Origin of the sequence: Lentilactobacillus buchneri, assembly GCF_018314255.1 — a bacterium.
GTDB lineage: Bacteria > Bacillota > Bacilli > Lactobacillales > Lactobacillaceae > Lentilactobacillus > Lentilactobacillus buchneri.
In genome coordinates this window covers 1,948,620-1,973,938 of sequence record NZ_CP073066.1, presented here as the reverse complement: position 1 = coordinate 1,973,938, position 25,319 = coordinate 1,948,620, and the positions used below count along the sequence as shown (strand labels likewise).

Genomic DNA, 25,319 nt, shown 5'->3' with positions numbered 1-25,319 from the left:
TATGGGTTAAATACGAAACCGATGGCAATGATTTTCAAGAAGTTAAAAATAACCTTACGTTTTCATCAGAACGGCCGTATGGCTACCATTCTGCCGATTTTTGTTTATAATTATGTATAACTAAATCCGGCTGGGGGACTACTATGCTGAAAAATTTATTAAAACACATTCAAGAAGAACGCGTTGCAGAACAGCTTTACCATAGCCTAATCGGCATTGAAATCGAAGAACACCGAATCGATGACCACGGCCGATTAAGCCGCAAGCCATATCCGCAAAATCTCGGTTCCAGACGTTATCATCCCTATTTGCAATCAGATTTTTCCGAATCAATGAGCGAAATTATTACCGATCCCAACCCCAATATTGGCGGCGTGTTGGATCAATTGGATACTTTGCAGACAGTTTTATATCGGTCGATTGATAAATCAGAATCCTTTTGGCCGCTGAGTATGCCGCCAGCAATGGACGAAGACGACGTCGACTTTATCAAAGGCCATTTTGGTCGGCCCGCCTACGCCAAATATCGTGATTACTTAACCGAAAAGTACGGGGTCGCCAGAAAAATCATTACTGGCGTTCACGTCAACTTCAGCATCCCCGAACCGGTCATCAATCGGCTGTATGTCCACTACCAAGACCAGTTCAGTACCTTGGTGGCCTTCAAAAATGCATTGTACTTCCAGCTAGCTCAAAATTTTGTCCTTCACCGTTGGCTGCTGACTTATTTGTTTGGTGCCAGCCCAATTGCGGAGAAAGGCTTTTTATCCGCTGAGGATCAAAAACAACTCACCCATCCGGTCAGAAGTATCCGCAACAGCATTTATGGCTATGTCAACGAACCACAAGATCAGGTTGACGCCACCATTTATACCAGCTTGGATCATTACATTGACGGCATTAATCATGCAATCGACGACCATTATCTATATTCCACAGCTGAATTTTATGGACCGGTCCGACTTCGCGGCCAAGACGACATTAAAGATTATCGCACTAAAGGCATCTCTTATCTGGAATTCCGAGTACTGGATAACACGCCGTTTACCCCTAATGGCATCAGTCGTCACGCAATGTACTTTTTAAAATTCTTCTTAATGTATCTCTTAGTCACCCCAGTTGACCATGAAAATATTGCCGCTGATTTAAAACAATCTTTCACTGATAACAATCAGGTGGCGTTGGAGAACCCCAACCAGCCGACTTTCAAAATGGCTGAAGGCATCCAAATCTTTGATCAGTTGATTGAGATGGCCAAGTCACTTCATGCCCATTCCGAACAGCTCCAGGCACTGGACGACTTCAGTGAAGTGGTTACCCACCCGGAACTGACAGCTTCGGCAATGTTGTTAAAACACATCAAAAATGGTAGCTTGATGGACTTCGGAACCACGGTCGCCAAGCGCTGGCGGGCCCAACGTTTGGGCGCAACGACCCTTCTGCCATCAATTGGGAAAATCTCATTTGATGCCCAACGGTTGATCTTTTACGCCATCCAACTCGGTATTCGTTATTATGTGGTCAAAGATGAAGACGGTGAGTCACTGATCACCTTAACCTATGACAACGTGACTCAAGTTGTATACACTGACAAAGTCGGTAAAGTTGAACCGCTTGAATATCTGCACGAATTATTTCCAGGAATTAACAAGGCCGATAAGCAGGATCAATCATTGATCTAGTGGAACCCAATCACAAAAAAGCTCGAGGTAAAAGTCAAATCACTTTTACTCCGAGCTTTCTTTGTGCACAGTAATCACTTTATCATTTTACAGCTTGATCAAAACATCAAACACGGTTCCCTTTGGATAATTGTCCTTAACAGAAATGGTCCCCGAGTGCTGTTGAACAATCCATTTGGCAATCGCCAATCCCAAGCCATTACCACCAGTCTTGGAATTTCTTGATTTGTCGGAACGATAGAAGCGTTCAAAAATTCGTTTCTTGTCAGCATCGGGAATTCCGGTTCCGGTATCGCGCACTTCAATCGTCAATCGATCACGGTTCAATGCCGTCATCACAGTGACTGTCCCACCGGCAGGCGTGTATTTGATCGCGTTATCCAACAAAATGATTAAGAGCTGGCGAATCAAATCCTTATCCAAGCGTCCCTTACCATCGGCTTTAAGGACCGTCACCATCGATTTATGTTGGCTGGCGGCGATATCGTCGTATGGTTTGAGAATTTGGCTGAACCAAGGTTTCAAATCCACTTCCTGTTTGTTGATTTCAATTGTCCCAGAATCTGAACGGGCCAACATCAACAGCCGGTTGGTCAACGTTTGCAGGTGCCTGACCTCATCCAAAGAAGTTGAGATTGGATCGACCTGGTCGATGACCTTGGTCTTGGGTTTGGTTAACATATACTCCATTTGATTTTGGATGACGGTCAGCGGCGTCCGCAGCTCATGGGCGGCGTTAGCACTAAATTGCCGTTGGCGTTTCCAGGCGTCCAGGATCGGTTTCATACTCGATCGGGATAGGAAATAAGCAATCGCAATGGCGACGATCCAAAAGAAGACCAGCGTTGTCAGCAGTGAGCGCTTAAAACTGTTAACCGCCATCAAATCGGTATCAATATTTTCCAAAATCAAAACATAGTTACCGGCATAAATTGGATTGGAATTGGACTTGGGCACCTTAATCAACAGGGTTCGGAAATAATGTAAGGTGTTGTCGGTCGACATTAAGGTTACTTCGCGGACCTTGTTGACTTGCGACTTATCCAGTTCGGTATTGATAAATAGATTGTAAATCCGATTGCCCAGCATTTGAGCATTGATAATCTGCCCTTTTTTGTTAAAAACTAAAATGTTGGTTCTAAATGGTGTGTCACCATTATTGGGCTTGGCCGGGGCTGGATTTTGCGCATTGCCGCCCGTCCGAAATTGAGGGGCCTTGCGGTTACTTAACACGTTTTGCTTTTGCGTGACCAATCCCTGGTCGATATTTTTATAAATCGATTGGTGAAATAAGAAGAAAACAACTAAACCAAGTACAGCAAACAACAGTGCGAACCCGACCAATTCCTTTAGGAAAAGGCTCAGCTGTTGTTTTTGCTGCGGATCACCTTTTTTCAATCTGATTCCTCCGTTTCAAACATATAGCCAACGCTTCTTAAGGTCTTGATCGGCTGGAGCGATGAGCTCTGCTTGATTTTCTTTCGCAAATTACTCATATAGACTTCAACGACAGAAATCGCGGTTTCAGACTCAAACCCCCAGAGCCGATCAAAAATCTGGTCCTTGGTAATAATGGTATCCGGATTTTGAATGAAGTAGACCAGCAGGTCAAACTCTTTTCCATTCAGTGCCAACTCTTTGCCGTTAACTTCCACAATCCGATTGCTTAAGTTCACTTTAAATGGCCCAACTGACAGGGTATTGTCGTCACCAAGGTGGCCACTTCGCTTCAAAAGGGCCTTCACCCGCATCAGCAATTCCTCACGGTGAAAGGGCTTGGTCAAATAATCATCGGCTCCCAGTTCAAACCCGTGCACTTTGTCGTCCAGGGTGTCTTTGGCGGTCAAGATCAGCACCGGCATGCTCAAATGGTCCTCGGTCCGCCAGTGTTTCAAAATGTCGTAGCCGCTGACTTGAGGGAGCATCAAATCCAATACAACCAGATCGTAGATTCCCTCCTGCCCCAGCATCTGGCCTTCAAAGCCATCGTGGGAGACGGTCGTTTGCGCAATTTCGCCCAAAAACAGCTGCAGACTCTTCGCCAGGTCCTCATCATCTTCAATTATTAATATGTGTAAGTCTTTCATTTGAATGTTCTCCTTTTGTCGTTGACACTAAATTAAAGGTTTTTACGCATTCCGTCAACTCGGTTATTCACAATTTATCATAAATCAAATGTTTTAAGCTTGTTTTATGGTTAAACATATAAACTCATTTCATCAATTCAGAAAGGAGTGAGTCATCCATTACTAGTACAAAGCAATTATTAAAATTTGGGATTACCGGATTCATTAATACCGTGCTGACCTATGTCATCTATCTGTTATTACTTCATCCAACCAACGCAACCATTGCCATGGCAATCGGTTACGGCATTACCTCTCTGCTGGGGTTAGCGTTAAATAACCGCTGGGTGTTTCAGACAGGTGCTTCAGTTAAAACGGTTGCATGGAAATACTACGCCACTTACATTTTCACCTGGCTGATCAGTGTTTTGTTCGCTCATTTTGCCAGCGGTTGGCCGATTCTTGACAGCCGACTAATTCCTATCGTCAGTTTGATGATCACCGTACCCACCAATTTTTTGCTTTCAAAGTTTTGGGTATTCAACCAACATCACTTAAAGGAGGTCCGCCACTATGGCAACCAATAATCTATCTATTGAAAATACCCAAAATCGTTATCAACGCAAATTCAGGTTTGACTGGATTTTAGGCGTAATCCTCGTCCTTGCGTTATTCCTCTACGGCTGGCAAATCTGGAAGGCGGGTTCTGCAAACGCCTTTTACACCGCGGCCATTAAAAGTATGACCGAAAGTTTCCACAACTTTTGGTACGGCAGTTTTGATCCGGCCGGTTACATCACGGTTGATAAACCGCCAGTCGCACTTTGGTTCATGGCAATCAGTGCCAAAATCTTTGGTCTGCACGGCTGGAGCATCGTCTTACCATCGGTTCTTTTCGGAGTCAGATCGGTCTATCTAATGTACCGATTGATCCAGCCGTACTTTGGTCAAAACGCAGCTCGTCTGAGCGCCTTGGCATTAACCCTGACACCGATCGTCGTGGCTGATTCTCGAACCAATAACATGGATGCCACGTTAGTTTTCTTCTTAATGTTGGCCCTTTACTTTCTTGAAAAGGCCATTGGCAGCCGCAAAATTTGGTCACTGTTGATCAGCTTTGCGTTAATTGGAATTGCTTTTAACGTCAAAATGCTCCAAGCGTTCATGATCCTGCCAGCCATGTATTTATTTTACTGGTTGGCAGCCAACGAAACCTGGAAAAAGAAAATCACCAAATTAACGTTGGCCACCGTGTCGCTCTTAGTCTTCACCCTGGCCTACCCAATTTCTGTCGACATGACCCCTGCCAGCAGCCGACCTTACGTCGGTGGTTCAGAAACCAACTCCTTGTTGGAACTGGCCTTTGGTTATAACGGAAGTGAACGACTGCTTGGTCAAACCACTGGAACCGGCGGGACATTTGGTGCCGGAATGAACAGCAAAACGACCAACAAAAAAGGTGGTGGAATGCCGGGTGGTCAAGCCCCTACCGGCATGAAGCAAACCGGCAAACACCAAACCCCACCCGGCGGTAAGCAAATGAAGGGCCAGCCAAACGGCGGCAAAGGTGGCCCCGGCAAGATGGGTAACGGCGGTGGTGGCGGTGGCGCCTTCAACATTGGCACTGCCGGACCGTTTAGACTCTTCCAATCAGCCCTCGGGCCTGAAGTCAGTTGGTTATTACCATTTGCCCTCTTTGGCTTAATTGGCGGCTTAGTCTTCTTTAGAGACCGTCGCAAACGTTGGTTTAGCCTGTCCAAGCAACAAAAACAGTTGATCCTGTGGACCAGCTGGCTGATTCCGGTCTACGGTTTCTTCAGCGTTGCCAGTTTCTTTCATCCCTACTACATGATCATGTTGGCCCCACCAATCGCAGCACTATTTGGAACTGGCGTCACTGCGCTGGTCGGCCTGTTTAAAAACAGTTTACGAACCAGCTGGAAATTCTATCTGCTCCCGATTGCAATCGTGGCAACTGCGGCGCTTCAATCCTGGTACGTTTACAGTTACTATCCATGGCTCACCTGGGTGATTCTAATTGCCGCAATCGGCTTTTCAGTTGGGATGGCTGTTTTACCACGGGGTCGCGCATTCCAAGCGCTGTTGGTTGGCGGTCTCATTTCCATCATGGCAGCTCCAACCTGGTGGTCGTTAACGCCCACGATTGCCGCTGAATCAGCCATGATTCCAACCGCCGGACCATCGCTGCTCACATCCAGCAGCAACGGCATGCCGGGCGGCGGTGGCGGCATGGGCAACAGCTCAGTCAACACCAAACTGCTCAATTATGTTGAAAAGCATCAAGGAAACGCCAAATATCTGTTTGCCACCAGTGATTCGACAACCGCAGCGCCTTACATCATCAAAACCGGGAAGGCGGTCATGGCGATGGGTGGCTTTAACGGAACTGATCCGGCAATTACCTTGTCTCAATTCAAGAAACTCGTCAAAAACGGTGACTTGAAGTACTTCTATTACTCCGGCAGATCGGGGAATACCAAGATTATCAATTGGATTAAGAAACACGCTACCAAAGTCAAAACCAGCTTGTATCAATCTTCAAGCAGCAACGGTTCTCAAGCCGGCATGGGTGGCCCAGGAGCTACGACGACCACCAAGTCCACCAAACAAGCTAAAGCACCTAACAGCAAACAGGCACCAGCAGGAGCTCCGTCAGGCAAGAAAAAGCCAACTGGTAAGCCGGGAGCCAAGCCTTCAACGAAGAGCAATCCCAAACTAAAATCCACTCAAAAAGCTGGTCAATCGAACAGTAAGTCTACCCAGAAACAGACAACCATGCAAGGTCCTGGCGGAATGGGTTCATCCGGCGTGCTGTATGACTTGTCGTCAATTTATAAATAGGAGGTCATTTAATGGACAAAAAACAGGAATTAATTTCAATCGTCCTACCGGTTTACAATGAAGAGCAAGGCATTGAAACCACCATCAACACCTTGGAAAACTTTGCTGCCAATCAACCGCAGACCTTTGAATTCATTTTCGTTGATGATGGCTCCACCGATAGAAGTGTCGAACTGATTTCCAATCAGCAAGCCAAGCACAACAATATTCGGTTGGTTGAATTTTCACGAAACTTTGGCCACCAACTCGCGATTACTGCCGGCATTCGTTATACCCAAGGCGAGGCCGTCGTGGTAATGGATGCGGATCTCCAGGATCCACCCGCCGTCATTGTGGATATGATCGATAAATGGCATGAAGGCTACGATGTGGTATATGGCAAGCGGCTTTCAAGAGATGGCGAAAGTATTTTCAAAAAGGCAACGGCGGCCCTCTTTTACAGAGGTTTAAAACGAATCACCAACGTCAATATTCCGCTGGATACCGGTGACTTTCGGTTAATGGACAAGCAAGTGGTCTACCAATTGCGACAAATGAACGAGGCCGATCCCTTTGTCCGCGGCATGGTCAGCTGGGTCGGTTTCAAGCAGACCGACGTCACTTACGAGCGTCAAGAGCGAATTGCCGGGACTTCTAAATACCCGTTGCGCAAAATGATTCGTTTGGCAATGGATGGCGTGACCTCGTTTTCATCATTTCCCCTCCAGTTGGCCAACTGGCTGGGAACCTTGTCAATCGTATTTAGTGTTGGCTACTTGGTTACCTCGCTGTTTACCACGATGGATACCATTCACTTTGCGGTCTTTGCGCTATTCTTAATGGTCGGCATCACTCTATTGACCATTGGGATGTTGGGCGCTTACCTTTATCGAGTCTTTGAGGCATCACGTAAACGGCCACTGTATATCGTTTCCAAAACGGTGGGGTTTCGCACCCCACAAAGTCAAAACAGTCGCCAAACGTACTATCGAACAACGATCAAAGGACGTGCGTACCAACAATAATCTGCACACTAAAAACGGGTTCTACAATATCTGTTGTTGGTAATAGATTTTTATCTATTACTGATGACAGATTTTTTGTTTATCATTAGAATAAAAAAGCGGACATCTCCCGTCCGTTAACTTGCTCCCACCACAGAATTAAGTCAAGAAAGGAAATGCCCTATGTCAAATGATACTACGAAAATGTTGTTAGGAATAGATGATGAACACTTAATAATTGAGGAAGGACAAGTGGGTGATGATGGAGTGATTCGATTGGTGGGGTCCCTAAACTACACCCCCAAGGCATGCCGCAATTGTGGGATTATCAATGATCACCAAATTATTGGCTATGGTTGGCGGAAGACCACCATTAGATTCGCAAAAACATTGGGCAGCACCGTTATCCTGTGTCTCAATCGGCGAAACTTTCACTGTAAGGCTTGTCATACCAATTTCCTGGCGCAGACGAATGCGGTGCCGAAACACTGCACGATTTCAAATACGACCCGCAAACAATGCTTAGAAAAACTGACCGAACCGGTTTCGCTCAAACACATTGCCGATGAGTTATCCACTTCGGATTCATTCGTTGGTCGGCAGCTCTTGCGCGCTGAACGGGACTTTCAAACCAACTGGCACTATTTACCAAAAGTTCTCCTCATGGACGAAGTTAAAAGCACTAAGAGCGCCACCGACGCGATGAGCTTTGAATTTATGGATGCGGAAACCCACGAATTGATCGACCTGTTACCCTTTAGGACCATCTATCAGCTTCAAAAGTATTTCCAGCATTACGACCAGGCTGCGCGAGAAAATGTGAAAATTATCGTCACCGATATGAACTATACCTATCCCAAATTGGTGGGGCAGATCTTTCCGAACGCCATCGTTGTCATCGATCCGTTCCACTTGGTTAACGCTTTAAATCGAGCTTTTAATAAGACGCGGGTGCGCCTCATGAAAACCCTGGCGACTTCCTCACGCGAGTATCACGCCCTAAAACGCTATTGGAAACTATTATTAACGCCGGAAAATCACCTCAACTACGAAGCTTTCCGTAAGTGGACAAACTTCCCTTATCCAGCGACTGCCACTGATGTGGTTGATGCTTTATTGGACATTGATCCCGAGCTCAAGCAAACTTACAACGTGATGAATCGGTTACGTGAAACCATCAAAAACCGTGATTGGCCCAACTATAATCAAGTATTCCATCACTTAGAGGGCTGCTCGGAAGAGATGTTGGCAACCCTCCAGACCCTAGCGACTCATCATGATGAAATTGGCAATACCTTTACTCACCATTACACCAACGGGCCCTTAGAAGGTTCAAACAACAAGATTAAAGTCATTAAACGCACTGGATTTGGTTACCGAAACTTCTTCAGATTCCGGCTAAGAGTGCTGTTCGCTTTTCGAGTTCATACAAAAAGAGCTCTAATCACCAAGTGATTAGAACTCCAATATTTTGTTCACCAACAACAGTTGACGAAGAACCCTAAAAACGACAGCCATTAACGGCTGTCGTTTTTAGTTGGTTGAACTTTATTTGAAATAGTACCTGCTTAACTCCAATGCGCTGTTTTCCATCAACTGCTGACCGTATTCGTTGAGAACCTCTTCAGTAACAGCGGTCTTCTTGCCATATTCATTGGCAATTGCAACTTCATCACTGACGACCATGTCAACGGGGTCATTGCTGAATAGTTCAAGCTTCAAGTAGTATTTTCCTTCATACAAGTACAAATCCGATGTGCCATTTTCAAGTCGCAATGCCTTGGCGAGCGACACAAAATCATCTAATTGGTCGAACTCAAGAATTACAGTCCGCTTTTGATGACCAAATTCATCGTTAGTCTTTTTATCACTTACAGGTTGCGGTTTGTTATTATCGGCATGTTCTGCGATATATTTGGAAACCCGATCACGTTTTTCAGGGTGATCTGAATCAGAGTCACCTGCATCGAACATGTCGTTATCAGACATATCTACATCCTTACTGATAAACAATTCCAAGCCATTTTGGTTTGGAAGAACTTGGAAAGTGACGGCATCGTTATTTTGAAATTGATGGTCTTTATCAACTTCTTCGAGAATACTGTAGAAGAAGCTTTCGATCTGCTTGTGGTTGCCCAGCAAGTCAAGCACGGTAATGCCGCGCTTGTCGAGATCATCATTACCAATCAACACACGAATCGTATTCTCATTAATCCGTTCCATTTCCATATTTAGCCACCCCTTTCAATATCTGAGGGTAATTAATAATAACATTGTATCCTATTATTGTCTAAGTAAATAATACGGCTAAACATGAATATTAACAAGCAATTAAGATTCCAAGACTATAAGGCTTTTTTGACCATCTTTTCCAATTCGCATTTTCGAGTGCTCCGTGGCATGAAGCAACGAATTTCATCTTCATTGAACCCAAACTCAATCCGTTTGGCATCCACTAAAATTGGTCGGCGAATCAGTTCTGGATGGGTTGCCAGCAAGGAAATCACCTGGCTGATGGTCATTGAAGACATCTTTGATTTGTATTGGTCGTACAAAAAAGACCGGGTCGAAATCACATCATCGGTGCCGCCTTCAGACAGCATCAAGATTTGTTTGAGTTCAACTTCAGAAAGTGGCTTGGCAAAAATATTTCGTTCCACAAAATCAACCTCGTGATCGATGAGCCATTGTTTTGCTTTTCTGCAGGAAGTGCAGCTGGGGGTTGTTAATAAATTGACTGTCATAATGTGAATCCTCCTAGTAATCATTTGATGCTTTGATTATATCGGAAAATGTTATATAAATCATAAGATTCACAGAATAGACAAACAAAGACCTTATTTTGGGCAAATTTGGCTTAGATATCCACAGAAAGATGAGTTTTGGCAACCAAAATTGGCATGGTCTCCCCCGCCGTCGTTTGCGCCTCCGTCTTTAATTGCTCCATGTCGCCATTTGCAGGTAAGTGGGTCAGCAGCAATCGGTGAACATTCCCGTCATGAGCGAGTTGCCCGGACTCAGTCGATGTCATATGCCATTTCTGGCCGGTTTTTGTCGCAAAGAAGTTCGTATCAGTCATCAAAAGATCGGCATCGTGAACGAATTGGGTCAATTCAGGGAAATAAGCTGTATCGGCAGTGAACACCAGTACCTTACCGGTTGATGATTCTTGAATACGCATTGCAAATGCCGGAACAGGATGATGGGTTTTGAAAAATGTAATCGTGAACGGGCCAACAGTCAGTGTTTGACTTGGATCATAGGCGATCCCTTTAGTAGATTTGGGCCAGCTAAGTCCCTTGAAGTTGATCTCATCGAGGGTGTGCCCGTAAATCGGCAATACGGGCTCGCTGTACCTTTTTTCATGCAATTGCCAATAATATTGCAAGACGCCCACGTCAGCTGTGTGGTCGTGATGGTAATGGCTCAAAATGACGGCATTCAGTTTCAGAGGGTCGACAACCTGTTCCAAGCTCAACAGTGCGCCGCTCCCACAATCAATCAGTAATTTAAAATCACCCGATTCCAAAAGATAACTGCTGGTGGCATCACCATGATCCGGATAGCCGCCAAGAAAACCAATCACTGTTAGTTTCAAAAGAATTCCTCCTCTTTCATCTTTATCCAATTTATATTTTACGCTAATTTGGGGTAAATGTTTGGTTCCAATATTGAAAGAAAGTATAATAAAATTGTATATAGGAGGTGGGTCAAATGAACGAACAGATCGTCATTACATTTGGAAATGAAAAAATTTTAACAGAACTCAAGGCAGCGCATCCTGATCGGGATTTGATGATGTACCAAGCTCTCAGCCAACCAGGTGAATTTATGCTGCTGGACCATTCAGGTAAAGATTCAGTCTTCAAGGCACCGGTTTTCTATGATATTTTAAGTCACAGTGGTGAAGATAAGTGGGACGGCTTCATTAGCTTCTCCACATTAGATTTAAATTTTGATCAACAGAAGGTTTTTGATGCGCGCATCAACAAGCTGCGAACAAATGGCCTTCCCGATGGCATGCATTCAATTTATTCCCTTAATTATCACAAGGACATCAGCCAACGAATCATTTTGGGAACTTGGGATGATTACGCCGACTTCGAACTTTGGAAGAACAGTTCTGATGAATTCATTCCAAAAGAGTACCGTGATTCACCAAACTTCTACTCACATGAAGCTTATTACACACCAGCTAAGACCAAAAAGACGCAATAAAAGGTTCATTCAAATAAAACCGTTAATTGATGAAGTGCAAATGACTTCACTGATTAACGGTTTTTGTGTTGGATCAGAATTTTATGTAAAAAAAACAAGCTACCTAAGTAACTTGAAAACTTTCGATGTTCCACCGGTTCGTACGAGACTCGAACTCGTGATCTCCTGCGTGACAGGCAGGCGTCCTAACCAACTAGACCAACGAACCAAAATTGCGGGAGCTGGGTTTGAACCAACGACCTTCGGGTTATGAGCCCGACGAGCTACCAGACTGCTCCATCCCGCGATAATATAATAAGATTCTCTTGAATGACCCGTACGGGATTTGAACCCATGTTACCGCCGTGAAAGGGCGGTGTCTTAACCACTTGACCAACGGGTCATTTAAAACGGAGAAGGAGAGATTCGAACTCTCGCGCCGCTTACGCGACCTACACCCTTAGCAGGGGCGCCTCTTCAGCCACTTGAGTACTTCTCCAAAATATGGGCCTAAATGGACTCGAACCATCGACCTCACGCTTATCAGGCGTGCGCTCTAACCAGCTGAGCTATAGGCCCATTATATGAAAAAGCGGGTGACGAGAATCGGACTCGCGACAACAGCTTGGAAGGCTGTGGTTTTACCACTAAACTACACCCGCAAAAACAATATTAAAAACAAGTGGCGCGGGACAGAATCGAACTGCCGACACATGCAGCTTCAATGCATTGCTCTACCGACTGAGCTACCGAGCCAAAACCGGTTCGTACGAGACTCGAACTCGTGATCTCCTGCGTGACAGGCAGGCGTCCTAACCAACTAGACCAACGAACCAAAATTGCGGGAGCTGGGTTTGAACCAACGACCTTCGGGTTATGAGCCCGACGAGCTACCAGACTGCTCCATCCCGCGATAATAAGGAGGATGAGAGATTCGAACTCTCGCGTGGTTTGACCCACCTAGCGGTTTTCAAGACCGCCCCCTTCAGCCACTTGGGTAATCCTCCATAAAAGCTGTATAAAAACTCCAGTATATAATTGAGTCGATGGACCTTGTAGGACTCGAACCTACGACCGAACGGTTATGAGCCGTTTGCTCTAACCAACTGAGCTAAAGGTCCAAGACCTATATCGCGGCAGGGGGGATCGAACCCTCGACCTCCCGGGTATGAACCGGACGCTCTAGCCAGCTGAGCTACACCGCGATGAAAAATGATAGTTATGCTATCAATCGGGAAGACAGGATTCGAACCTGCGACCCCCTGGTCCCAAACCAGGTGCTCTACCAAGCTGAGCTACTTCCCGTTAAAACAATGCACCCAGTAGGAGTCGAACCTACAACCTTCTGATTCGTAGTCAGACACTCTATCCAATTGCGCTATGGGTGCATAATATGCCGAGGACCGGGATCGAACCGGTACGGTCATCACTGACCGCAGGATTTTAAGTCCTGTGCGTCTGCCAATTCCGCCACCCCGGCATAACAAGCGGAAGACGGGATTCGAACCCGCGACCCCCACCATGGCAAGGTGATGTTCTACCACTGAACTACTTCCGCAAAATGCCGACTAGAAGATTCGAACTTCCGACCCCCTGTTTACAAGACAGGTGCTCTGCCAGCTGAGCTAAGTCGGCATACAAATATTATGCGCTTAATAATATTCAATTGTAATGAGCCGTGGCAGTCTCGAACTGCCGACCCTCTGATTAAAAGTCAGATGCTCTACCAACTGAGCTAACGGCTCAAGGAATGGAGGATACAGGGATCGAACCTGTGACCTCCTGCTTGTAAGGCAGATGCTCTCCCAGCTGAGCTAATCCTCCATAAAATCGCGTGGCAACGTCCTACCCTCGCAGGGGGCGATCCCCCAACTACTCTTGGCGTGCAGAAGCTTAACTTCTGTGTTCGGCATGGGAACAGGTGTATCCTTCTGGCTATCGCCACCACACTATTTTTCCTTGAAAGAACTTCGTTCCCTCAAAACTAGCTAATATTAATTTTTCTGCCCTTGAACACCATTTCTACTTGGTTAAGTCCTCGACCGATTAGTATTGGTCCGCTCCGTACATCACTGCACTTCCACTTCCAACCTATCTACCTGATCATCTCTCAGGGGTCTTACTTCCATATAGGAATGGGAAATCTCATCTTGAGGTAAGTTTCACACTTAGATGCTTTCAGCGTTTATCTCATCCATACGTAGCTACCCAGCGGTGCGCCTGGCGGCGCAACTGGTACACCAGCGGTATGTCCATCCCGGTCCTCTCGTACTAAGGACAGCTCCTCTCAAATTTCCTACGCCCGCGACGGATAGGGACCGAACTGTCTCACGACGTTCTGAACCCAGCTCGCGTACCGCTTTAATGGGCGAACAGCCCAACCCTTGGGACCGACTACAGCCCCAGGATGCGATGAGCCGACATCGAGGTGCCAAACCTCCCCGTCGATGTGGACTCTTGGGGGAGATAAGCCTGTTATCCCCAGGGTAGCTTTTATCCGTTGAGCGATGGCCCTTCCATACGGTACCACCGGATCACTAAGCCCGACTTTCGTCCCTGCTCGACCTGTCTGTCTCGCAGTCAAGCTCCCTTCTGCCTTTACACTCGTTGAATGATTTCCAACCATTCTGAGGGAACCTTTGGGCGCCTCCGTTACTGTTTGGGAGGCGACCGCCCCAGTCAAACTGCCTACCTGACACTGTCTCCCGCCACGCTGAGTGGCGCGGGTTAGAGTGTTCACACAGCGAGGGTAGTATCCCACCAACGCCTCTGCCGAAACTAGCGTTCCGGCTTCAATGGCTCCTACCTATCCTGTACAAGCTGTGTCAACACCCAATATCAAGCTACAGTAAAGCTCCATGGGGTCTTTCCGTCCTGTCGCGGGTAACCTGCTTCTTCACAGGTATCTTAATTTCACCGAGTCTCTCGTTGAGACAGTGCCCAGATCGTTACGCCTTTCGTGCGGGTCGGAACTTACCCGACAAGGAATTTCGCTACCTTAGGACCGTTATAGTTACGGCCGCCGTTTACTGGGGCTTCATTTCTGGGCTTCGCCGAAGCTAACTCATCCACTTAACCTTCCAGCACCGGGCAGGCGTCAGCCCCTATACGTCATCTTACGATTTTGCAGAAACCTGTGTTTTTGATAAACAGTCGCCTGGGCCTTTTCACTGCGGCTGTGCTTGCGCACAGCACCCCTTCTCCCGAAGTTACGGGGTCATTTTGCCGAGTTCCTTAACGAGAGTTCACTCGCTCACCTGAGGATTCTCTCCTCGACTACCTGTGTCGGTTTGCGGTACGGGTAGTTGATGACTCACTAGAAGCTTTTCTCGGCAGTGTGACGTCGGTTGCTTCCCTACTTAAATTTCGGTCCTCATCACCACTTGTCAACCCGCCAAAAAGCATTTGACTCTTTGACTGACTCGTGGCTTGAACATCCCTTTCCAACTGGATGCACAACTTAGCCTCCTGCGTCCCTCCATCGCTCAAACATCATCAACTAGTACAGGAATCTCAACCTGTTATCCATCGCCTACGCCTTGCGGCCTCGGCTTAGGTCCCGACTAACCCTGGGAGGACGAGCCTTCCCCAGGAAACCTTAGTCATTCGGTGGATCAGATTCTCACTGATCTTTCGCTACTCATACCGGCATTCTCACTTCTAAGCGCTCCACCAGTCCTTACGGTCTGGCTTCATTGCCCTTAGAACGCTCTCCTATCACTTGACCGAAGGTCAAGTCCACAGTCTCGGTAATATGCTTAGCCCCGGTAAATTTTCGGCGCGGAATCACTCGACTAGTGAGCTATTACGCACTCTTTAAATGGTGGCTGCTTCTGAGCCAACATCCTAGTTGTCTATGCAACTCCACATCCTTTTCCACTTAGCATATATTTAGGGACCTTAACTGGTGGTCTGGGCTGTTCCCCTTTTGACGATGGATCTTATCACTCACCGTCTGACTCCCGGATAAAAATCAATGGTATTCGGAGTTTATCTGAACTTAGTAACCCATGACGGGCCCCTCATCCAAACAGTGGCTCTACCTCCATGATTCTACGTCCGAGGCTAGCCCTAAAGCTATTTCGGAGAGAACCAGCTATCTCCAAGTTCGTTTGGAATTTCACCGCTACCCACACCTCATCCCAGCACTTTTCAACGTACACGGGTTCGGGCCTCCAGTGCGTTTTACCGCACCTTCACCCTGGACATGGGTAGATCACCTGGTTTCGGGTCTACAGCAACATACTAAAACGCCCATTTCAGACTCGCTTTCGCTGCGGCTCCGGCTTTTAAACCTTAACCTGGCATGTTACCGTAACTCGCCGGTTCATTCTACAAGAGGCACGCTATCACCCATTAACGGGCTCTAACTGCTTGTAGGCACATGGTTTCAGGAACTATTTCACTCCCCTTCCGGGGTGCTTTTCACCTTTCCCTCACGGTACTGGTTCACTATCGGTCACTAGAGAGTATTTAGCCTTGGGAGATGGTCCTCCCGGATTCCGACGACGTTTCACGTGTGTCGCCGTACTCAGGATCCTGAACTGAGGGTCATTGATTTCACCTACGGGGCTATCACCCTGTTTCGCCAACCTTCCCAGATTGTTCGATTATCAACAACTTTGGTAACTCAAATGTTCAGTCCTACAACCCCAATGAGCAAGCTCATTGGTTTGGGCTGTTCCCCGTTCGCTCGCCGCTACTAAGGGAATCGAAAATTTCTTTCTGCTCCTGTGGGTACTGAGATGTTTCAGTTCCCCACGTCTACCTCTATACAGCTATGAATTCACTATATAGTAACAGTCGATTAAAACTGCTGGGTTTCCCCATTCGGAAATCTCCGGATCAAAGCTTACGTACAGCTCCCCGAAGCATATCGGTGTTAGTCCCGTCCTTCATCGGCTTCTAGTGCCAAGGCATCCACCATGCGCCCTTTTTAACTTAACCTGTACATCACTACGTGATGCAAAGTTAATTGAGTATTTGCGATTTTTTTCTAGTTAACAAACTCAAAATAACGCGGTGTTCTCGGTTGAAATTATATAAATACAATTTCAAAAAAATTATTACAGAAAATTAATATTATCTAGTTTTCAAAGAACCAAGTCTGACACTCTCGTGTCAATGGAGAATAGCGGGATCGAACCGCTGACCCCCTGCTTGCAAAGCAGGTGCTCTCCCATCTGAGCTAATTCCCCATGTTACTCCGGTGATAGCTAACTATCAGGCCGTGGATGGGCCTAAATGGACTCGAACCATCGACCTCACGCTTATCAGGCGTGCGCTCTAACCAGCTGAGCTATAGGCCCAAAAAGCGTAACCACTTTTGGGAGTAGACCTCTCAAAACTAAACAAAACTTTCGACAATGTGCAGGATTCCGTTTTTCCTTAGAAAGGAGGTGATCCAGCCGCAGGTTCTCCTACGGCTACCTTGTTACGACTTCACCCTAATCATCTGTCCCACCTTAGACGGCTGGTCCCCGAAGGTTACCTCACCGGCTTTGGGTGTTACAAACTCTCATGGTGTGACGGGCGGTGTGTACAAGGCCCGGGAACGTATTCACCGTGGCATGCTGATCCACGATTACTAGCGATTCCAACTTCATGTAGGCGAGTTGCAGCCTACAATCCGAACTGAGAACGGCTTTAAGAGATTAGCTTGACCTCGCGGTTTCGCGACTCGTTGTACCGTCCATTGTAGCACGTGTGTAGCCCAGGTCATAAGGCATGATGATTTGACGTCATCCCACCTTCCTCCGTTTGTCACCGGCAGTCTTGCTAGAGTGCCCAACTGAATGCTGGCAACTAACAATAAGGGTTGCGCTCGTTGCGGGACTTAACCCAACATCTCACGACACGAGCTGACGACAACCATGCACCACCTGTCATTCTGTCCCCGAAGGAACGCCTAATCTCTTAGGTTGGCAGAAGATGTCAAGACCTGGTAAGGTTCTTCGCGTAGCATCGAATTAAACCACATGCTCCACCGCTTGTGCGGCCCCCGTCAATTCCTTTGAGTTTCAACCTTGCGGTCGTACTCCCCAGGCGGAGTGCTTAATGCGTTAGCTGCAGCACTGAAGGCGGAAACCCTCCAACACTTAGCACTCATCGTTTACGGCATGGACTACCAGGTATCTAATCCTGTTCGCTACCCATGCTTTCGAGCCTCAGCGTCAGTTACAGACCAGACAGCCGCCTTCGCCACTGTGTTCTTCCATATATCTACGCATTTCACCGCTACACATGGAGTTCCACTGTCCTCTTCTGCACTCAAGTCTCCCGGTTTCCGATGCACTTCTCCGGTTAAGCCGAAGGCTTTCACATCAGACCTAAAAAACCGCCTGCGCTCGCTTTACGCCCAATAAATCCGGACAACGCTTGCCACCTACGTATTACCGCGGCTGCTGGCACGTAGTTAGCCGTGGCTTTCTGGTTGGATACCGTCAAGATGTCAACAGTTACTCTGACACCTGTTCTTCTCCAACAACAGAGTTTTACGAGCCGAAACCCTTCATCACTCACGCGGCGTTGCTCCATCAGACTTTCGTCCATTGTGGAAGATTCCCTACTGCTGCCTCCCGTAGGAGTTTGGGCCGTGTCTCAGTCCCAATGTGGCCGATTACCCTCTCAGGTCGGCTACGTATCATCGCCTTGGTAGGCCGTTACCTTACCAACAAGCTAATACGCCGCGGGTCCATCCTAAAGTGACAGCCGAAGCCGTCTTTTAAACCAAAACCAGGTGGTTTTGGTTGTTATACGGTATTAGCACCTGTTTCCAAGTGTTATCCCCTACTTCAAGGGCAGGTTACCCACGTGTTACTCACCAGTTCGCCACTCGTCTCAATGTTAAATCTTTCAAATGCAAGCACCTAAAATCATTAACGGAGACGCGTTCGACTTGCATGTATTAGGCACGCCGCCAGCGTTCGTCCTGAGCCAGGATCAAACTCTCATCTTAAATTGTTTAAAATGATAAGCCTGTGATAGCTCATGATTTAAATTTATTATTTGTTTTTACGAATTGACTTCGCAAATGTTTGGTTTCAATTCCGAAGAATTGAAACGCCCTGCACATTTGTTTGTCGAAAATTTTGTTCAGTTTTCAAAGGTCTACTTGGTTGTCGGAAGCACTTGTTTCTCGCTTTTGACAACTATTTAATATTATCATGACGCGCAATGTGTGTCAATGACTTTTTAAAATTTGTAACTCTGCGAAGAAGTCATTCTCGCAAAAGCCGCACTAAATAATATACCGACTTTGATGAACATTGTCAACTAAAAAAAGACAGATCAGCGTTCGATCTGTCTTTGCTTCTATTTAACTCTCGCTAAAAAGTACTTCTTTTTACCACGACGGACAATGACAAATTTGCCATCAAACTTCTTCGCCGGATTAATTTCGTAATTCACATCTTCAATGCGTTCACCGTTAATTCTGATGGCACCGTTGGTAATGTCTTCTCTGGCCTGACGGCGTGACTTTTCAATCTTAGTCGCATCCACCAGCCACTGAACAATGTTCAACGGTTCTGATGAAACCTCAACTGATGGCATGTTCTTGAAGCCTTGTTCAATTTCGGTTGTCGTCAAATCAGCCACATTTCCTGAGAATAATGCTGCAGTGATATGTTCAGCCTGCTTAACGGCTTCTTTGCCATGAACAAACTCCGTCACTTCTTCGGCTAATTTACGCTGAGCTTCACGCTTTTCAGGTTGAGTTTGAACTTTCTTTTCCAAGTCGGCAATTTCATCTTGTGACAAGAAAGTAAAATATTTAAGGTATTTGATAACATCATTATCATCTTGGTTAATCCAAAATTGATAGAATTCGTATGGACTGGTCTTTTTGGGATCAAGCCAGACATTACCACCCTCTGATTTACCGAACTTGGTACCATCGGACTTCAATAATAGTGGAATGGTTAACCCAAAGGCTTTGGCATCGGGTCCTTCTATCTTATGAATCAGATCAATTCCGGAGGTAATATTCCCCCACTGGTCAGCCCCGCCCAACTGAAGCTGAACATCATTGTGTCGGTAAAGGTGAAGAAAATCAATGGCCTGGAGAATCTGGTAGGTAAATTCAGTGAATGAAATTCCCACTTCCAAACGACTAGCAACAATTTCCTTATTCAGCATAGTGTTGACGTTGAACAACTTACCGTAATCGCGGAGAAAATCAAGCAGTGACAATTTGGACAGCCAACTGTAGTTGTTAACAATCTCAAACTTACCGTCTTCTCCAAACAATTTTTCCATCTGAGCAGTCAGCGCAATTTCATTACGCTTGATTTTATCCATCGACTGAAGGACCCGCTCAGATTTCTTACCACTTGGGTCACCAATTGAGCCCGTCCCACTTCCGATCAAAATGACTGGATGATGACCGGCCAGCTGGAATCTCTTCAAAATCATGAACGGGATCAAATGGCCAATATGCATACTGTCGCCGGTTGGGTCAATTCCCACGTAAATCCCGACAGACTTTTGATTAACCAATTCATTTAAGCCTTCATGATCAGTTTCTTGATTGATGGCGCCACGCCATTTCAAATCTTCCAAAATGTTCATTCCATAATTCCTCCTAAATAAAAAAGTCCCTGACAAAATTAATTGTCAGGGACGAAAAGTTTTCCGCGTTACCACCCAAGTTACTGGCGAAAAATCGCCAACCACTCAATTCATCGGTAACGAGATGATCCGTCTCACATAGTTGAAGACTCAGCAGCTGTATGTTCGTCGATTAACCGCTCAGCTCACATCTACCGCTGAGTTTCTGACTTCTCAAGTTAATCGACTACCGGACTGCGTCAACGTCTATAAAACAATAAGTTAATCATAGTGTTTGGACAATCGCTTGTCAATGGTCTCTCAGCAGAAATTAAAGCTGTCCGTTAAGCATCTGTTGGTAGTAGAGTCCCGCATTGGAACGATAGTGGCGAAACTCGGTTTGAGACATGCTTCTGGTTTTTCGCAAAGTCCATTTGGCTAATTTGGCATCAAACGATTTAATGCTGGTGGCATAGTTGCCGCCCATGATCGTCTGCTGCTTGAACAAACTTCGCAGTGCCCCATTTGGATAATTGTACAAATCCTTGGTGCCAAACGTGTGGCCAAGCTCATGAATGATCACTGCCCGGCGCTTCTGCTGATTGTATCGATTCATCCATGAGGTGTTCAATGCAATCACGCCACTATTAATTTCTGCGACCCCCGCGTAATTCCGGTTAAGCTTATTAGTTCCGGTGAAGACCAATCGGGAACGGCTGATTGAAGTGGTTCGTTGGAAAACCTTTTTGCCAAGGGCTTTATTCCATTTTTGGGTTGCATAGGTGATTTCAGGTGAATATTTTTTTGCGTCCGCTTTAACGTAGTACTTGATTGTGCCGTTGTAAGTCAAATTCTTGCTGGTGTGCATCGCGCTGGTAAACTTGATTGTTTGCGCTGAAGCGGATTGACCGCCAAATGCCGAAAAGCTAATCACTAAAATCAACGTGGTTAACACAAGAACAAAAATATGCTTAAACTTCAACATTCAATTCCCCCTAATTAAACGTCGTCATTACAATATTAAATTTTAGGATGTTACGACAGCCATCCCCTCATCAATAATATATCATGGCCCAATTTTTCAGTCGAATTTAAAGTCTCAAAAAAGACAAACATTCTTCACAGAAATTTCATAAAGGCAGTTAGTTGTATTTCAAAAATGTTCAATCTAAAATTAAGTTGTCAATGTTAGTTAAACTATATAGAAAGAAAGTGGCATCATGTTAAAAATCAAATACGAAAATGGCGGCGGCACCGAGTCCATTGAATACAAGTCTGCAGCCGACTTTCTGGCCAATCAGCGTTTGGAGGTCCCTGACCTGGAAGACTATTACAAAATTGTCGACGTCACGTTGGATGGTAAGCCAGTCGAATTAAAAGATAAGACAATCATTGGCTTATATAAGAAATTCGATAACGAAGACGATTGATTGAGCGCACAATAAAAAGCCCTGGCCACAGCCAGCGCTTCGATAAGTGATGTGATGCTTAATCAACATTTTCAATTTGAAAGAACGTCTCACCATCTTTAACAACCCCATAGATTCGTTGTGTGTGTGAGGAATCAACATAGCCGAAATCCAGAACACTTTGGTCATCATCAATGTTGACGCCTTGCAGTTGGGCGCGCAAGAATTGTCGAAGGACCGGCAATTGGCGATCAAATTTTTTAGCTCTGTCAACGGCTGCCTGAAGAGTAAAGCCGTTATTCAGAAATCGAGTAACGTGAAAGATAAAGAATAAAGTGTGCAGCGAATATTCTCGTGCTGCACCCTTTTTTTGGCTGATGGATTGAATGTAGCCCTGTTCTTCCCAGTAACGCAATTGTCTTCCTGAAACCCCAGTGATCTGTTGCACCTGGCCAATGCCAAATATTAACTTGTTCGTATCAATGAATGCGTCGTTACTGTCCAATTCTGCCATGATCTTCACCTAACCTTCATTTATAATCTTATTATATCAACTTTGGCCTGCCAGACAAAATTTTCAAATAACCGTGACAAGGACAGCCGATTTGTTATAATGCTTTTTGAAAGGTGTGAGTACAATGGGATTTTCGCCGAAACTGATCGTGGCAGATGCTGCCCTTGTGATTTCAATTGCATTGGCCTTCTTCATTCAAAAGTCATCATTTCCAGACGATGTCAAAATCGGATTGGTTATTTTAGCAGGAATTTGTTTGTTGGTTTCAGTTATCATCAACCTGGTTTCTGCCAACCAAAGCAGAAAAGAACGCAAAAATCAGCAAAAATAATCGAACGGATAGACAGGGGCTGGGACAAAACTAAAAATTTTGTTCCAGCCCCGTTTTGCGCCTAAATGTTATCTGGTTCATAAACCTTAAGCAACCCTTGAGTACCAAGATCACCTAAATGCAACTCGTCGGTCATCTTCTCGTAGAGGTCCCGAGCCACTTTAGTCGCCGGCAAATTAATGTTCATTTCATCAGCTGTATCCAACGCAATCCGCAAGTCCTTTAAAAAATGTTTGGCCGCAAATCCAGGCTGGAAGTCCCCCTGAAGAATCCGGGGGCCATAATTAGTCATGCTCCAGTTTGCTGCTGCCCCGCCATTAATTGTTCGAATCATCTGGGACAGGTCGATGCCGGCATGTTTGGCATATTCAAGTGACTCGATCATTCCGGTCATTGTCCCGGCAACCATGATTTGGTTGGCCATTTTGGCATTTTGACCTTGACCAGCCCCGCCAAACCGGGTAATCGTACTGCCCATTGCCGATAACACCGGTTTTGATTTCTCAAATGTGCTTTCAGAGCCACCCACCATAATCGTCAAGGTTCCGTTGGCAGCGCCAACATCCCCACCGGAAACGGGGGCATCAAGGACCCCAATGTCCCTGGCTTCCCCAGCTTTGGCAATCTTCTTGGCAAGACTGGGTGAGCTGGTCGTCATGTCGATCAACGTTTGACCAGCGTGGGCAACGCCTAAAATCCCGTCGTCACCAAAATAGACTTGTTCAACATCCTTTGGAAAACCAACAATGGTAATGACCACCTCACTGTTCTTGGTCACTTCCGCTGGCGTACCCAGCCAAGTGGCCCCCGCATCAAGCGCATCCTCGGCGTGTTCCTTGGTGCGGTTATACACCGTGACGTCGTAGCCCGCCTTGAGTAAATTTTTAATCATCCCAGTGCCCATCACACCAGTACCAATAAAACCGATTTTCATGATTTCACCCCATTATCTGTTGTGGACGGCGCCTAACAGCGGTCGCCACCACTTTTCATGTGTCACATACCAATCAACAGTTTGGGAAATGCCCTGATCAAAATCAATGGTCGGCTGCCAACCTAATTCATTGCGAATGAGTGCATCATCGATTGAGTAACGCTGATCATTGGCCGGTCGGTCGGAAACGTAGTCAATCATGGACTGAGGCAATTCCAACTGCTTAACAATTTTTTCAACAATTTGAATGTTTTCTGCGTAATTGTGAGCGGCAATGTTATAAGTCCCGCCTGGGCGGCCATGACGCAAGACGGCATCAATCGCGCGACAATTATCAAACACGTGCAGCCAGTCGCGGACGTTTTTGCCGTTACCGTAAACCGGCAGTGATTTTCCCCGAAGACCATTGGTGACCATCAAAGGAATCAATTTTTCCGGGAATTGAAACGGGCCGTAATTGTTGGCGGATCGCGTAATTGACACATTGATGCCGTACGTCTTGTAGTACGAAAGGGCCAGCAGGTCGGCACCGGCCTTAGTCGCCGAATACGGCGAACTTGGATTGAGGTGTGCCGCCTCATTGAACTGCTCATGCCCCCGTGAGCTGCCATAAACCTCATCGGTGGAAATTTGAACAAACTTGTTAACGTGCTGTTGCTTCACCACATCCAGTAATGTGCTGACGCCGACAAAGTTGCTGCGGACAAAGGCATCGGGATGTAAGATGGAGCGGTCAACGTGGGATTCGGCCGCAAAATTGACGACTGAATCAATCTGATAGGTTGAAATAACTTGTTCGACCGCCTGCCGATCGGAAATGTTTCCCTGAACAAAATGGTATCGGGGATCATTTTGAACATCCGCCAAACTTGCCAAATTACCCGCATAAGTCAGGGCATCAAAGTTGGTCACCTGATCAGTCGGATGATTTTCGAGAAGATAATGGATGAAATTTGATCCAATAAACCCGGCACCACCAGTTACTAGTATCTTCAAATTGCACCTCCAGTTAAGCGAATTTATACGTCTAATTTATCATAATCAGCCGCAAAATGATTCATCATTCACATAAAATGACCAACCATTTCAAAATGAAATAATTGGTCATTTTTTGATTGCCAGATTGGCAGGGATTACTCACCCCAATCCAATCAAATATATTAAAAATCAGTCATCAATCGCATCTTCATTGACCCAGTAACGCGTCGCATGCTTGTTTGTAGAAACGCGGATCCGGTAGAAATCTTCGCTTTCGCGTTCGCCATCATCGTCCCGATAGTAGGCTTTAGCCTTTTTATCAACGTAAACCCGTTTGCCGGTGTGGGCCTTAATGGTTGACCAACGATAAGTGCGATTGTTTTTCTTAGCCCCCGGAACATAACGATATAATTTTTCTTCCCGGTAGTCTTCGTCCAAAACCGTTTTAAAGCTAACCGTCCGGTACTTCACGCTAAAAACCCGCGACGGCTGAAAATACAGCGGTCTGATGTTGCCCTTGTTTAAGTCGGAATCACCCGAATATTCTGTATCGATATTTTCACCGATCTTATTCACCTGGGCGGCCTTGGTGGTAGAAATATCGTGATCACGGGTATGAATACTAGCGGAGAAGCCGATCATCGTCAATGGAATAAGTAGCAGCAGTGCTGCATCGGCCAGATCAAACTTTTTCATAATAAACGCCCTCCAATATTGAAAATTGATTCTGATTCTTTTGGGTAATATCTTATCTACACCATAATTTTATCTTAATATTCTCGCCAAGTTGTGAAGAAAGTGTGAAGATTGTTG

General features: G+C 46.0%; 19 protein-coding genes, 21 tRNA genes and 3 rRNA genes. 8 read left to right on the top strand and 35 right to left on the bottom strand.

What is annotated here, in order from left to right; genetic code table 11:
* The first annotated feature begins 143 nt into the window (after positions 1 to 143).
* Positions 144 to 1,682, top strand: a complete 1,539-nt coding sequence (locus tag KE627_RS09355; RefSeq protein ID WP_013727495.1) for a gamma-glutamylcysteine synthetase — start codon at positions 144 to 146, stop codon at positions 1,680 to 1,682.
* A gap of 87 nt (positions 1,683 to 1,769) precedes the next feature.
* Here the strand turns inward: KE627_RS09355 and KE627_RS09350 are convergent, their stop codons facing one another.
* Together KE627_RS09350 and KE627_RS09345 are read right to left on the bottom strand one after the other, a co-directional pair.
* Entirely contained in the window at positions 1,770 to 3,080 is a 1,311-nt protein-coding gene (locus KE627_RS09350) for a sensor histidine kinase (RefSeq protein WP_013727494.1), read from the bottom strand.
* Complete coding sequence (locus tag KE627_RS09345; protein WP_146971958.1) at positions 3,077 to 3,769, bottom strand: response regulator transcription factor; 693 nt, start codon at positions 3,767 to 3,769, stop codon at positions 3,077 to 3,079. Before KE627_RS09345 ends, KE627_RS09350 begins: the two co-directional genes overlap by 4 nt.
* Positions 3,770 to 3,981: 212 nt before the next feature.
* Here KE627_RS09345 and KE627_RS09340 point away from each other — a divergent pair, with 212 nt between their 5' ends.
* The 4 genes from KE627_RS09340 to KE627_RS09325 all read left to right on the top strand — a co-directional run bounded on the left by KE627_RS09340 (position 3,982) and on the right by KE627_RS09325 (position 9,048).
* Positions 3,982 to 4,335, top strand: coding sequence for a GtrA family protein (locus KE627_RS09340; protein WP_014939607.1), 354 nt, complete (start codon positions 3,982 to 3,984; stop codon positions 4,333 to 4,335).
* A complete protein-coding gene (locus KE627_RS09335; RefSeq protein ID WP_013727491.1) occupies positions 4,322 to 6,610 on the top strand; it encodes an ArnT family glycosyltransferase in 2,289 nt (762 codons plus the stop codon). The genes KE627_RS09340 and KE627_RS09335 overlap by 14 nt, the downstream gene beginning before the upstream one ends.
* Before the next feature lie 11 nt (positions 6,611 to 6,621).
* Positions 6,622 to 7,614, top strand: a complete 993-nt coding sequence (locus KE627_RS09330) for a glycosyltransferase family 2 protein (protein ID WP_013727490.1) — start codon at positions 6,622 to 6,624, stop codon at positions 7,612 to 7,614.
* 162 nt (positions 7,615 to 7,776) lie between these two features.
* Positions 7,777 to 9,048 (top strand): ISL3 family transposase, encoded by a 1,272-nt coding sequence (locus KE627_RS09325; protein WP_035181568.1) that lies wholly within the window; start codon positions 7,777 to 7,779, stop codon positions 9,046 to 9,048.
* A 93-nt stretch (positions 9,049 to 9,141) separates the two neighbouring features.
* On the opposite strand, the gene KE627_RS09320 is transcribed toward KE627_RS09325, so the two are convergent.
* From KE627_RS09320 to KE627_RS09310, 3 genes are all read right to left on the bottom strand, one after another.
* A complete protein-coding gene (locus KE627_RS09320; protein WP_013727489.1) occupies positions 9,142 to 9,822 on the bottom strand; it encodes an adaptor protein MecA in 681 nt (226 codons plus the stop codon).
* Between the two features lie 116 nt (positions 9,823 to 9,938).
* Entirely contained in the window at positions 9,939 to 10,337 is a 399-nt protein-coding gene (gene spx / locus KE627_RS09315) for a transcriptional regulator Spx (RefSeq protein WP_013727488.1), read from the bottom strand.
* A 113-nt stretch (positions 10,338 to 10,450) separates the two neighbouring features.
* A complete protein-coding gene (locus KE627_RS09310) occupies positions 10,451 to 11,191 on the bottom strand; it encodes an MBL fold metallo-hydrolase (RefSeq protein ID WP_013727487.1) in 741 nt (246 codons plus the stop codon).
* Positions 11,192 to 11,307: 116 nt separating this feature from the next.
* On the opposite strand from KE627_RS09310, the gene KE627_RS09305 reads away from it, so the two are divergent.
* The gene (locus KE627_RS09305) at positions 11,308 to 11,811 is read left to right on the top strand and encodes a hypothetical protein (protein ID WP_013727486.1); all 504 of its coding nucleotides are present in this window, start codon (positions 11,308 to 11,310) and stop codon (positions 11,809 to 11,811) included.
* Positions 11,812 to 11,945: 134 nt separating this feature from the next.
* Here the strand turns inward: KE627_RS09305 and KE627_RS09300 are convergent.
* The 26 genes from KE627_RS09300 to KE627_RS09175 all read right to left on the bottom strand — a co-directional run bounded on the left by KE627_RS09300 (position 11,946) and on the right by KE627_RS09175 (position 21,325).
* Positions 11,946 to 12,019 (bottom strand) — tRNA-Asp (locus KE627_RS09300).
* Between the two features lie 4 nt (positions 12,020 to 12,023).
* Positions 12,024 to 12,097, bottom strand: a tRNA-Met gene (locus KE627_RS09295).
* Between the two features lie 24 nt (positions 12,098 to 12,121).
* Positions 12,122 to 12,193 (bottom strand) — tRNA-Glu (locus KE627_RS09290).
* Positions 12,194 to 12,201: 8 nt separating this feature from the next.
* Positions 12,202 to 12,289, bottom strand: a tRNA-Ser gene (locus KE627_RS09285).
* Positions 12,290 to 12,295: 6 nt separating this feature from the next.
* Positions 12,296 to 12,369, bottom strand: a tRNA-Ile gene (locus tag KE627_RS09280).
* A gap of 12 nt (positions 12,370 to 12,381) precedes the next feature.
* Positions 12,382 to 12,452, bottom strand: a tRNA-Gly gene (locus KE627_RS09275).
* 21 nt (positions 12,453 to 12,473) lie between these two features.
* Positions 12,474 to 12,546, bottom strand: a tRNA-Phe gene (locus KE627_RS09270).
* A 5-nt stretch (positions 12,547 to 12,551) separates the two neighbouring features.
* Positions 12,552 to 12,625, bottom strand: a tRNA-Asp gene (locus KE627_RS09265).
* 4 nt (positions 12,626 to 12,629) lie between these two features.
* A tRNA-Met gene (locus tag KE627_RS09260) sits at positions 12,630 to 12,703 on the bottom strand.
* A gap of 6 nt (positions 12,704 to 12,709) precedes the next feature.
* A tRNA-Ser gene (locus KE627_RS09255) sits at positions 12,710 to 12,797 on the bottom strand.
* Between the two features lie 40 nt (positions 12,798 to 12,837).
* Positions 12,838 to 12,911: transfer RNA gene (locus KE627_RS09250), tRNA-Ile, on the bottom strand.
* Between the two features lie 10 nt (positions 12,912 to 12,921).
* Positions 12,922 to 12,995: transfer RNA gene (locus tag KE627_RS09245), tRNA-Met, on the bottom strand.
* A gap of 26 nt (positions 12,996 to 13,021) precedes the next feature.
* Positions 13,022 to 13,095 (bottom strand) — tRNA-Pro (locus tag KE627_RS09240).
* A gap of 9 nt (positions 13,096 to 13,104) precedes the next feature.
* Positions 13,105 to 13,178: transfer RNA gene (locus KE627_RS09235), tRNA-Arg, on the bottom strand.
* Positions 13,179 to 13,184: 6 nt separating this feature from the next.
* Positions 13,185 to 13,270 (bottom strand) — tRNA-Leu (locus tag KE627_RS09230).
* Between the two features lie 6 nt (positions 13,271 to 13,276).
* Positions 13,277 to 13,348: transfer RNA gene (locus KE627_RS09225), tRNA-Gly, on the bottom strand.
* A gap of 4 nt (positions 13,349 to 13,352) precedes the next feature.
* Positions 13,353 to 13,425, bottom strand: a tRNA-Thr gene (locus KE627_RS09220).
* A gap of 37 nt (positions 13,426 to 13,462) precedes the next feature.
* Positions 13,463 to 13,535, bottom strand: a tRNA-Lys gene (locus KE627_RS09215).
* A gap of 6 nt (positions 13,536 to 13,541) precedes the next feature.
* Positions 13,542 to 13,614: transfer RNA gene (locus KE627_RS09210), tRNA-Val, on the bottom strand.
* An 8-nt stretch (positions 13,615 to 13,622) separates the two neighbouring features.
* Positions 13,623 to 13,739: ribosomal RNA gene (rrf, locus tag KE627_RS09205) — 5S ribosomal RNA — on the bottom strand.
* A gap of 77 nt (positions 13,740 to 13,816) precedes the next feature.
* Positions 13,817 to 16,737 (bottom strand): 23S ribosomal RNA (locus tag KE627_RS09200).
* 178 nt (positions 16,738 to 16,915) lie between these two features.
* Positions 16,916 to 16,988, bottom strand: a tRNA-Ala gene (locus tag KE627_RS09195).
* Positions 16,989 to 17,025: 37 nt separating this feature from the next.
* Positions 17,026 to 17,099 (bottom strand) — tRNA-Ile (locus KE627_RS09190).
* 83 nt (positions 17,100 to 17,182) lie between these two features.
* Positions 17,183 to 18,748: ribosomal RNA gene (locus KE627_RS09185) — 16S ribosomal RNA — on the bottom strand.
* The 16S, 23S and 5S rRNA genes sit together here with 21 tRNA genes alongside, the layout of an rRNA operon.
* Positions 18,749 to 19,104: 356 nt before the next feature.
* A complete protein-coding gene (tyrS, locus tag KE627_RS09180; RefSeq protein ID WP_013727485.1) occupies positions 19,105 to 20,361 on the bottom strand; it encodes a tyrosine--tRNA ligase in 1,257 nt (418 codons plus the stop codon).
* Between the two features lie 310 nt (positions 20,362 to 20,671).
* Complete coding sequence (locus KE627_RS09175; protein WP_056938995.1) at positions 20,672 to 21,325, bottom strand: zinc metalloprotease; 654 nt, start codon at positions 21,323 to 21,325, stop codon at positions 20,672 to 20,674.
* 235 nt (positions 21,326 to 21,560) lie between these two features.
* On the opposite strand from KE627_RS09175, the gene KE627_RS09170 reads away from it, so the two are divergent.
* Positions 21,561 to 21,770: a DUF4649 family protein gene (locus tag KE627_RS09170; RefSeq protein WP_013727483.1), complete on the top strand. Its 210-nt coding sequence runs from the start codon at positions 21,561 to 21,563 to the stop codon at positions 21,768 to 21,770.
* Between the two features lie 58 nt (positions 21,771 to 21,828).
* Here KE627_RS09170 and KE627_RS09165 read toward each other — a convergent pair whose 3' ends face one another.
* Positions 21,829 to 22,263, bottom strand: a complete 435-nt coding sequence (locus KE627_RS09165) for a MerR family transcriptional regulator (protein ID WP_013727482.1) — start codon at positions 22,261 to 22,263, stop codon at positions 21,829 to 21,831.
* A gap of 124 nt (positions 22,264 to 22,387) precedes the next feature.
* On the opposite strand from KE627_RS09165, the gene KE627_RS09160 reads away from it, so the two are divergent.
* Complete coding sequence (locus tag KE627_RS09160; RefSeq protein WP_013727481.1) at positions 22,388 to 22,594, top strand: hypothetical protein; 207 nt, start codon at positions 22,388 to 22,390, stop codon at positions 22,592 to 22,594.
* A 61-nt stretch (positions 22,595 to 22,655) separates the two neighbouring features.
* Here KE627_RS09160 and KE627_RS09155 read toward each other — a convergent pair whose 3' ends face one another.
* The 3 genes from KE627_RS09155 to KE627_RS09145 form a co-directional block, all read right to left on the bottom strand.
* Positions 22,656 to 23,528: an NAD(P)-dependent oxidoreductase gene (locus KE627_RS09155; protein WP_056938994.1), complete on the bottom strand. Its 873-nt coding sequence runs from the start codon at positions 23,526 to 23,528 to the stop codon at positions 22,656 to 22,658.
* A gap of 12 nt (positions 23,529 to 23,540) precedes the next feature.
* Positions 23,541 to 24,524, bottom strand: a complete 984-nt coding sequence (gene rfbB, locus KE627_RS09150) for a dTDP-glucose 4,6-dehydratase (RefSeq protein ID WP_013727479.1) — start codon at positions 24,522 to 24,524, stop codon at positions 23,541 to 23,543.
* Positions 24,525 to 24,695: 171 nt separating this feature from the next.
* The gene (locus tag KE627_RS09145; RefSeq protein ID WP_056938993.1) at positions 24,696 to 25,202 is read right to left on the bottom strand and encodes a hypothetical protein; all 507 of its coding nucleotides are present in this window, start codon (positions 25,200 to 25,202) and stop codon (positions 24,696 to 24,698) included.
* Positions 25,203 to 25,319: the final 117 nt, after the last annotated feature.

Bases quoted from the DNA above. Each gene is read 5' to 3' on its own strand.
- KE627_RS09355 (WP_013727495.1), top strand. From the start codon at position 144: ATGCTGAAAAATTTATTAAAACACATTCAAGAAGAACGCGTTGCAGAA.
- KE627_RS09345 (WP_146971958.1), bottom strand. From the start codon at position 3,769: ATGAAAGACTTACACATATTAATAATTGAAGATGATGAGGACCTGGCG.
- KE627_RS09335 (WP_013727491.1), top strand. From the start codon at position 4,322: ATGGCAACCAATAATCTATCTATTGAAAATACCCAAAATCGTTATCAA.
- KE627_RS09330 (WP_013727490.1), top strand. From the start codon at position 6,622: ATGGACAAAAAACAGGAATTAATTTCAATCGTCCTACCGGTTTACAAT.
- KE627_RS09325 (WP_035181568.1), top strand. From the start codon at position 7,777: ATGTCAAATGATACTACGAAAATGTTGTTAGGAATAGATGATGAACAC.
- KE627_RS09320 (WP_013727489.1), bottom strand. From the start codon at position 9,822: ATGGAAATGGAACGGATTAATGAGAATACGATTCGTGTGTTGATTGGT.
- spx (WP_013727488.1), bottom strand. From the start codon at position 10,337: ATGACAGTCAATTTATTAACAACCCCCAGCTGCACTTCCTGCAGAAAA.
- KE627_RS09305 (WP_013727486.1), top strand. From the start codon at position 11,308: ATGAACGAACAGATCGTCATTACATTTGGAAATGAAAAAATTTTAACA.
- tyrS (WP_013727485.1), bottom strand. From the start codon at position 20,361: ATGAACATTTTGGAAGATTTGAAATGGCGTGGCGCCATCAATCAAGAA.
- KE627_RS09175 (WP_056938995.1), bottom strand. From the start codon at position 21,325: ATGTTGAAGTTTAAGCATATTTTTGTTCTTGTGTTAACCACGTTGATT.
- KE627_RS09170 (WP_013727483.1), top strand. From the start codon at position 21,561: ATGTTAAAAATCAAATACGAAAATGGCGGCGGCACCGAGTCCATTGAA.
- KE627_RS09165 (WP_013727482.1), bottom strand. From the start codon at position 22,263: ATGGCAGAATTGGACAGTAACGACGCATTCATTGATACGAACAAGTTA.
- KE627_RS09160 (WP_013727481.1), top strand. From the start codon at position 22,388: ATGGGATTTTCGCCGAAACTGATCGTGGCAGATGCTGCCCTTGTGATT.
- KE627_RS09155 (WP_056938994.1), bottom strand. From the start codon at position 23,528: ATGAAAATCGGTTTTATTGGTACTGGTGTGATGGGCACTGGGATGATT.
- KE627_RS09145 (WP_056938993.1), bottom strand. From the start codon at position 25,202: ATGAAAAAGTTTGATCTGGCCGATGCAGCACTGCTGCTACTTATTCCA.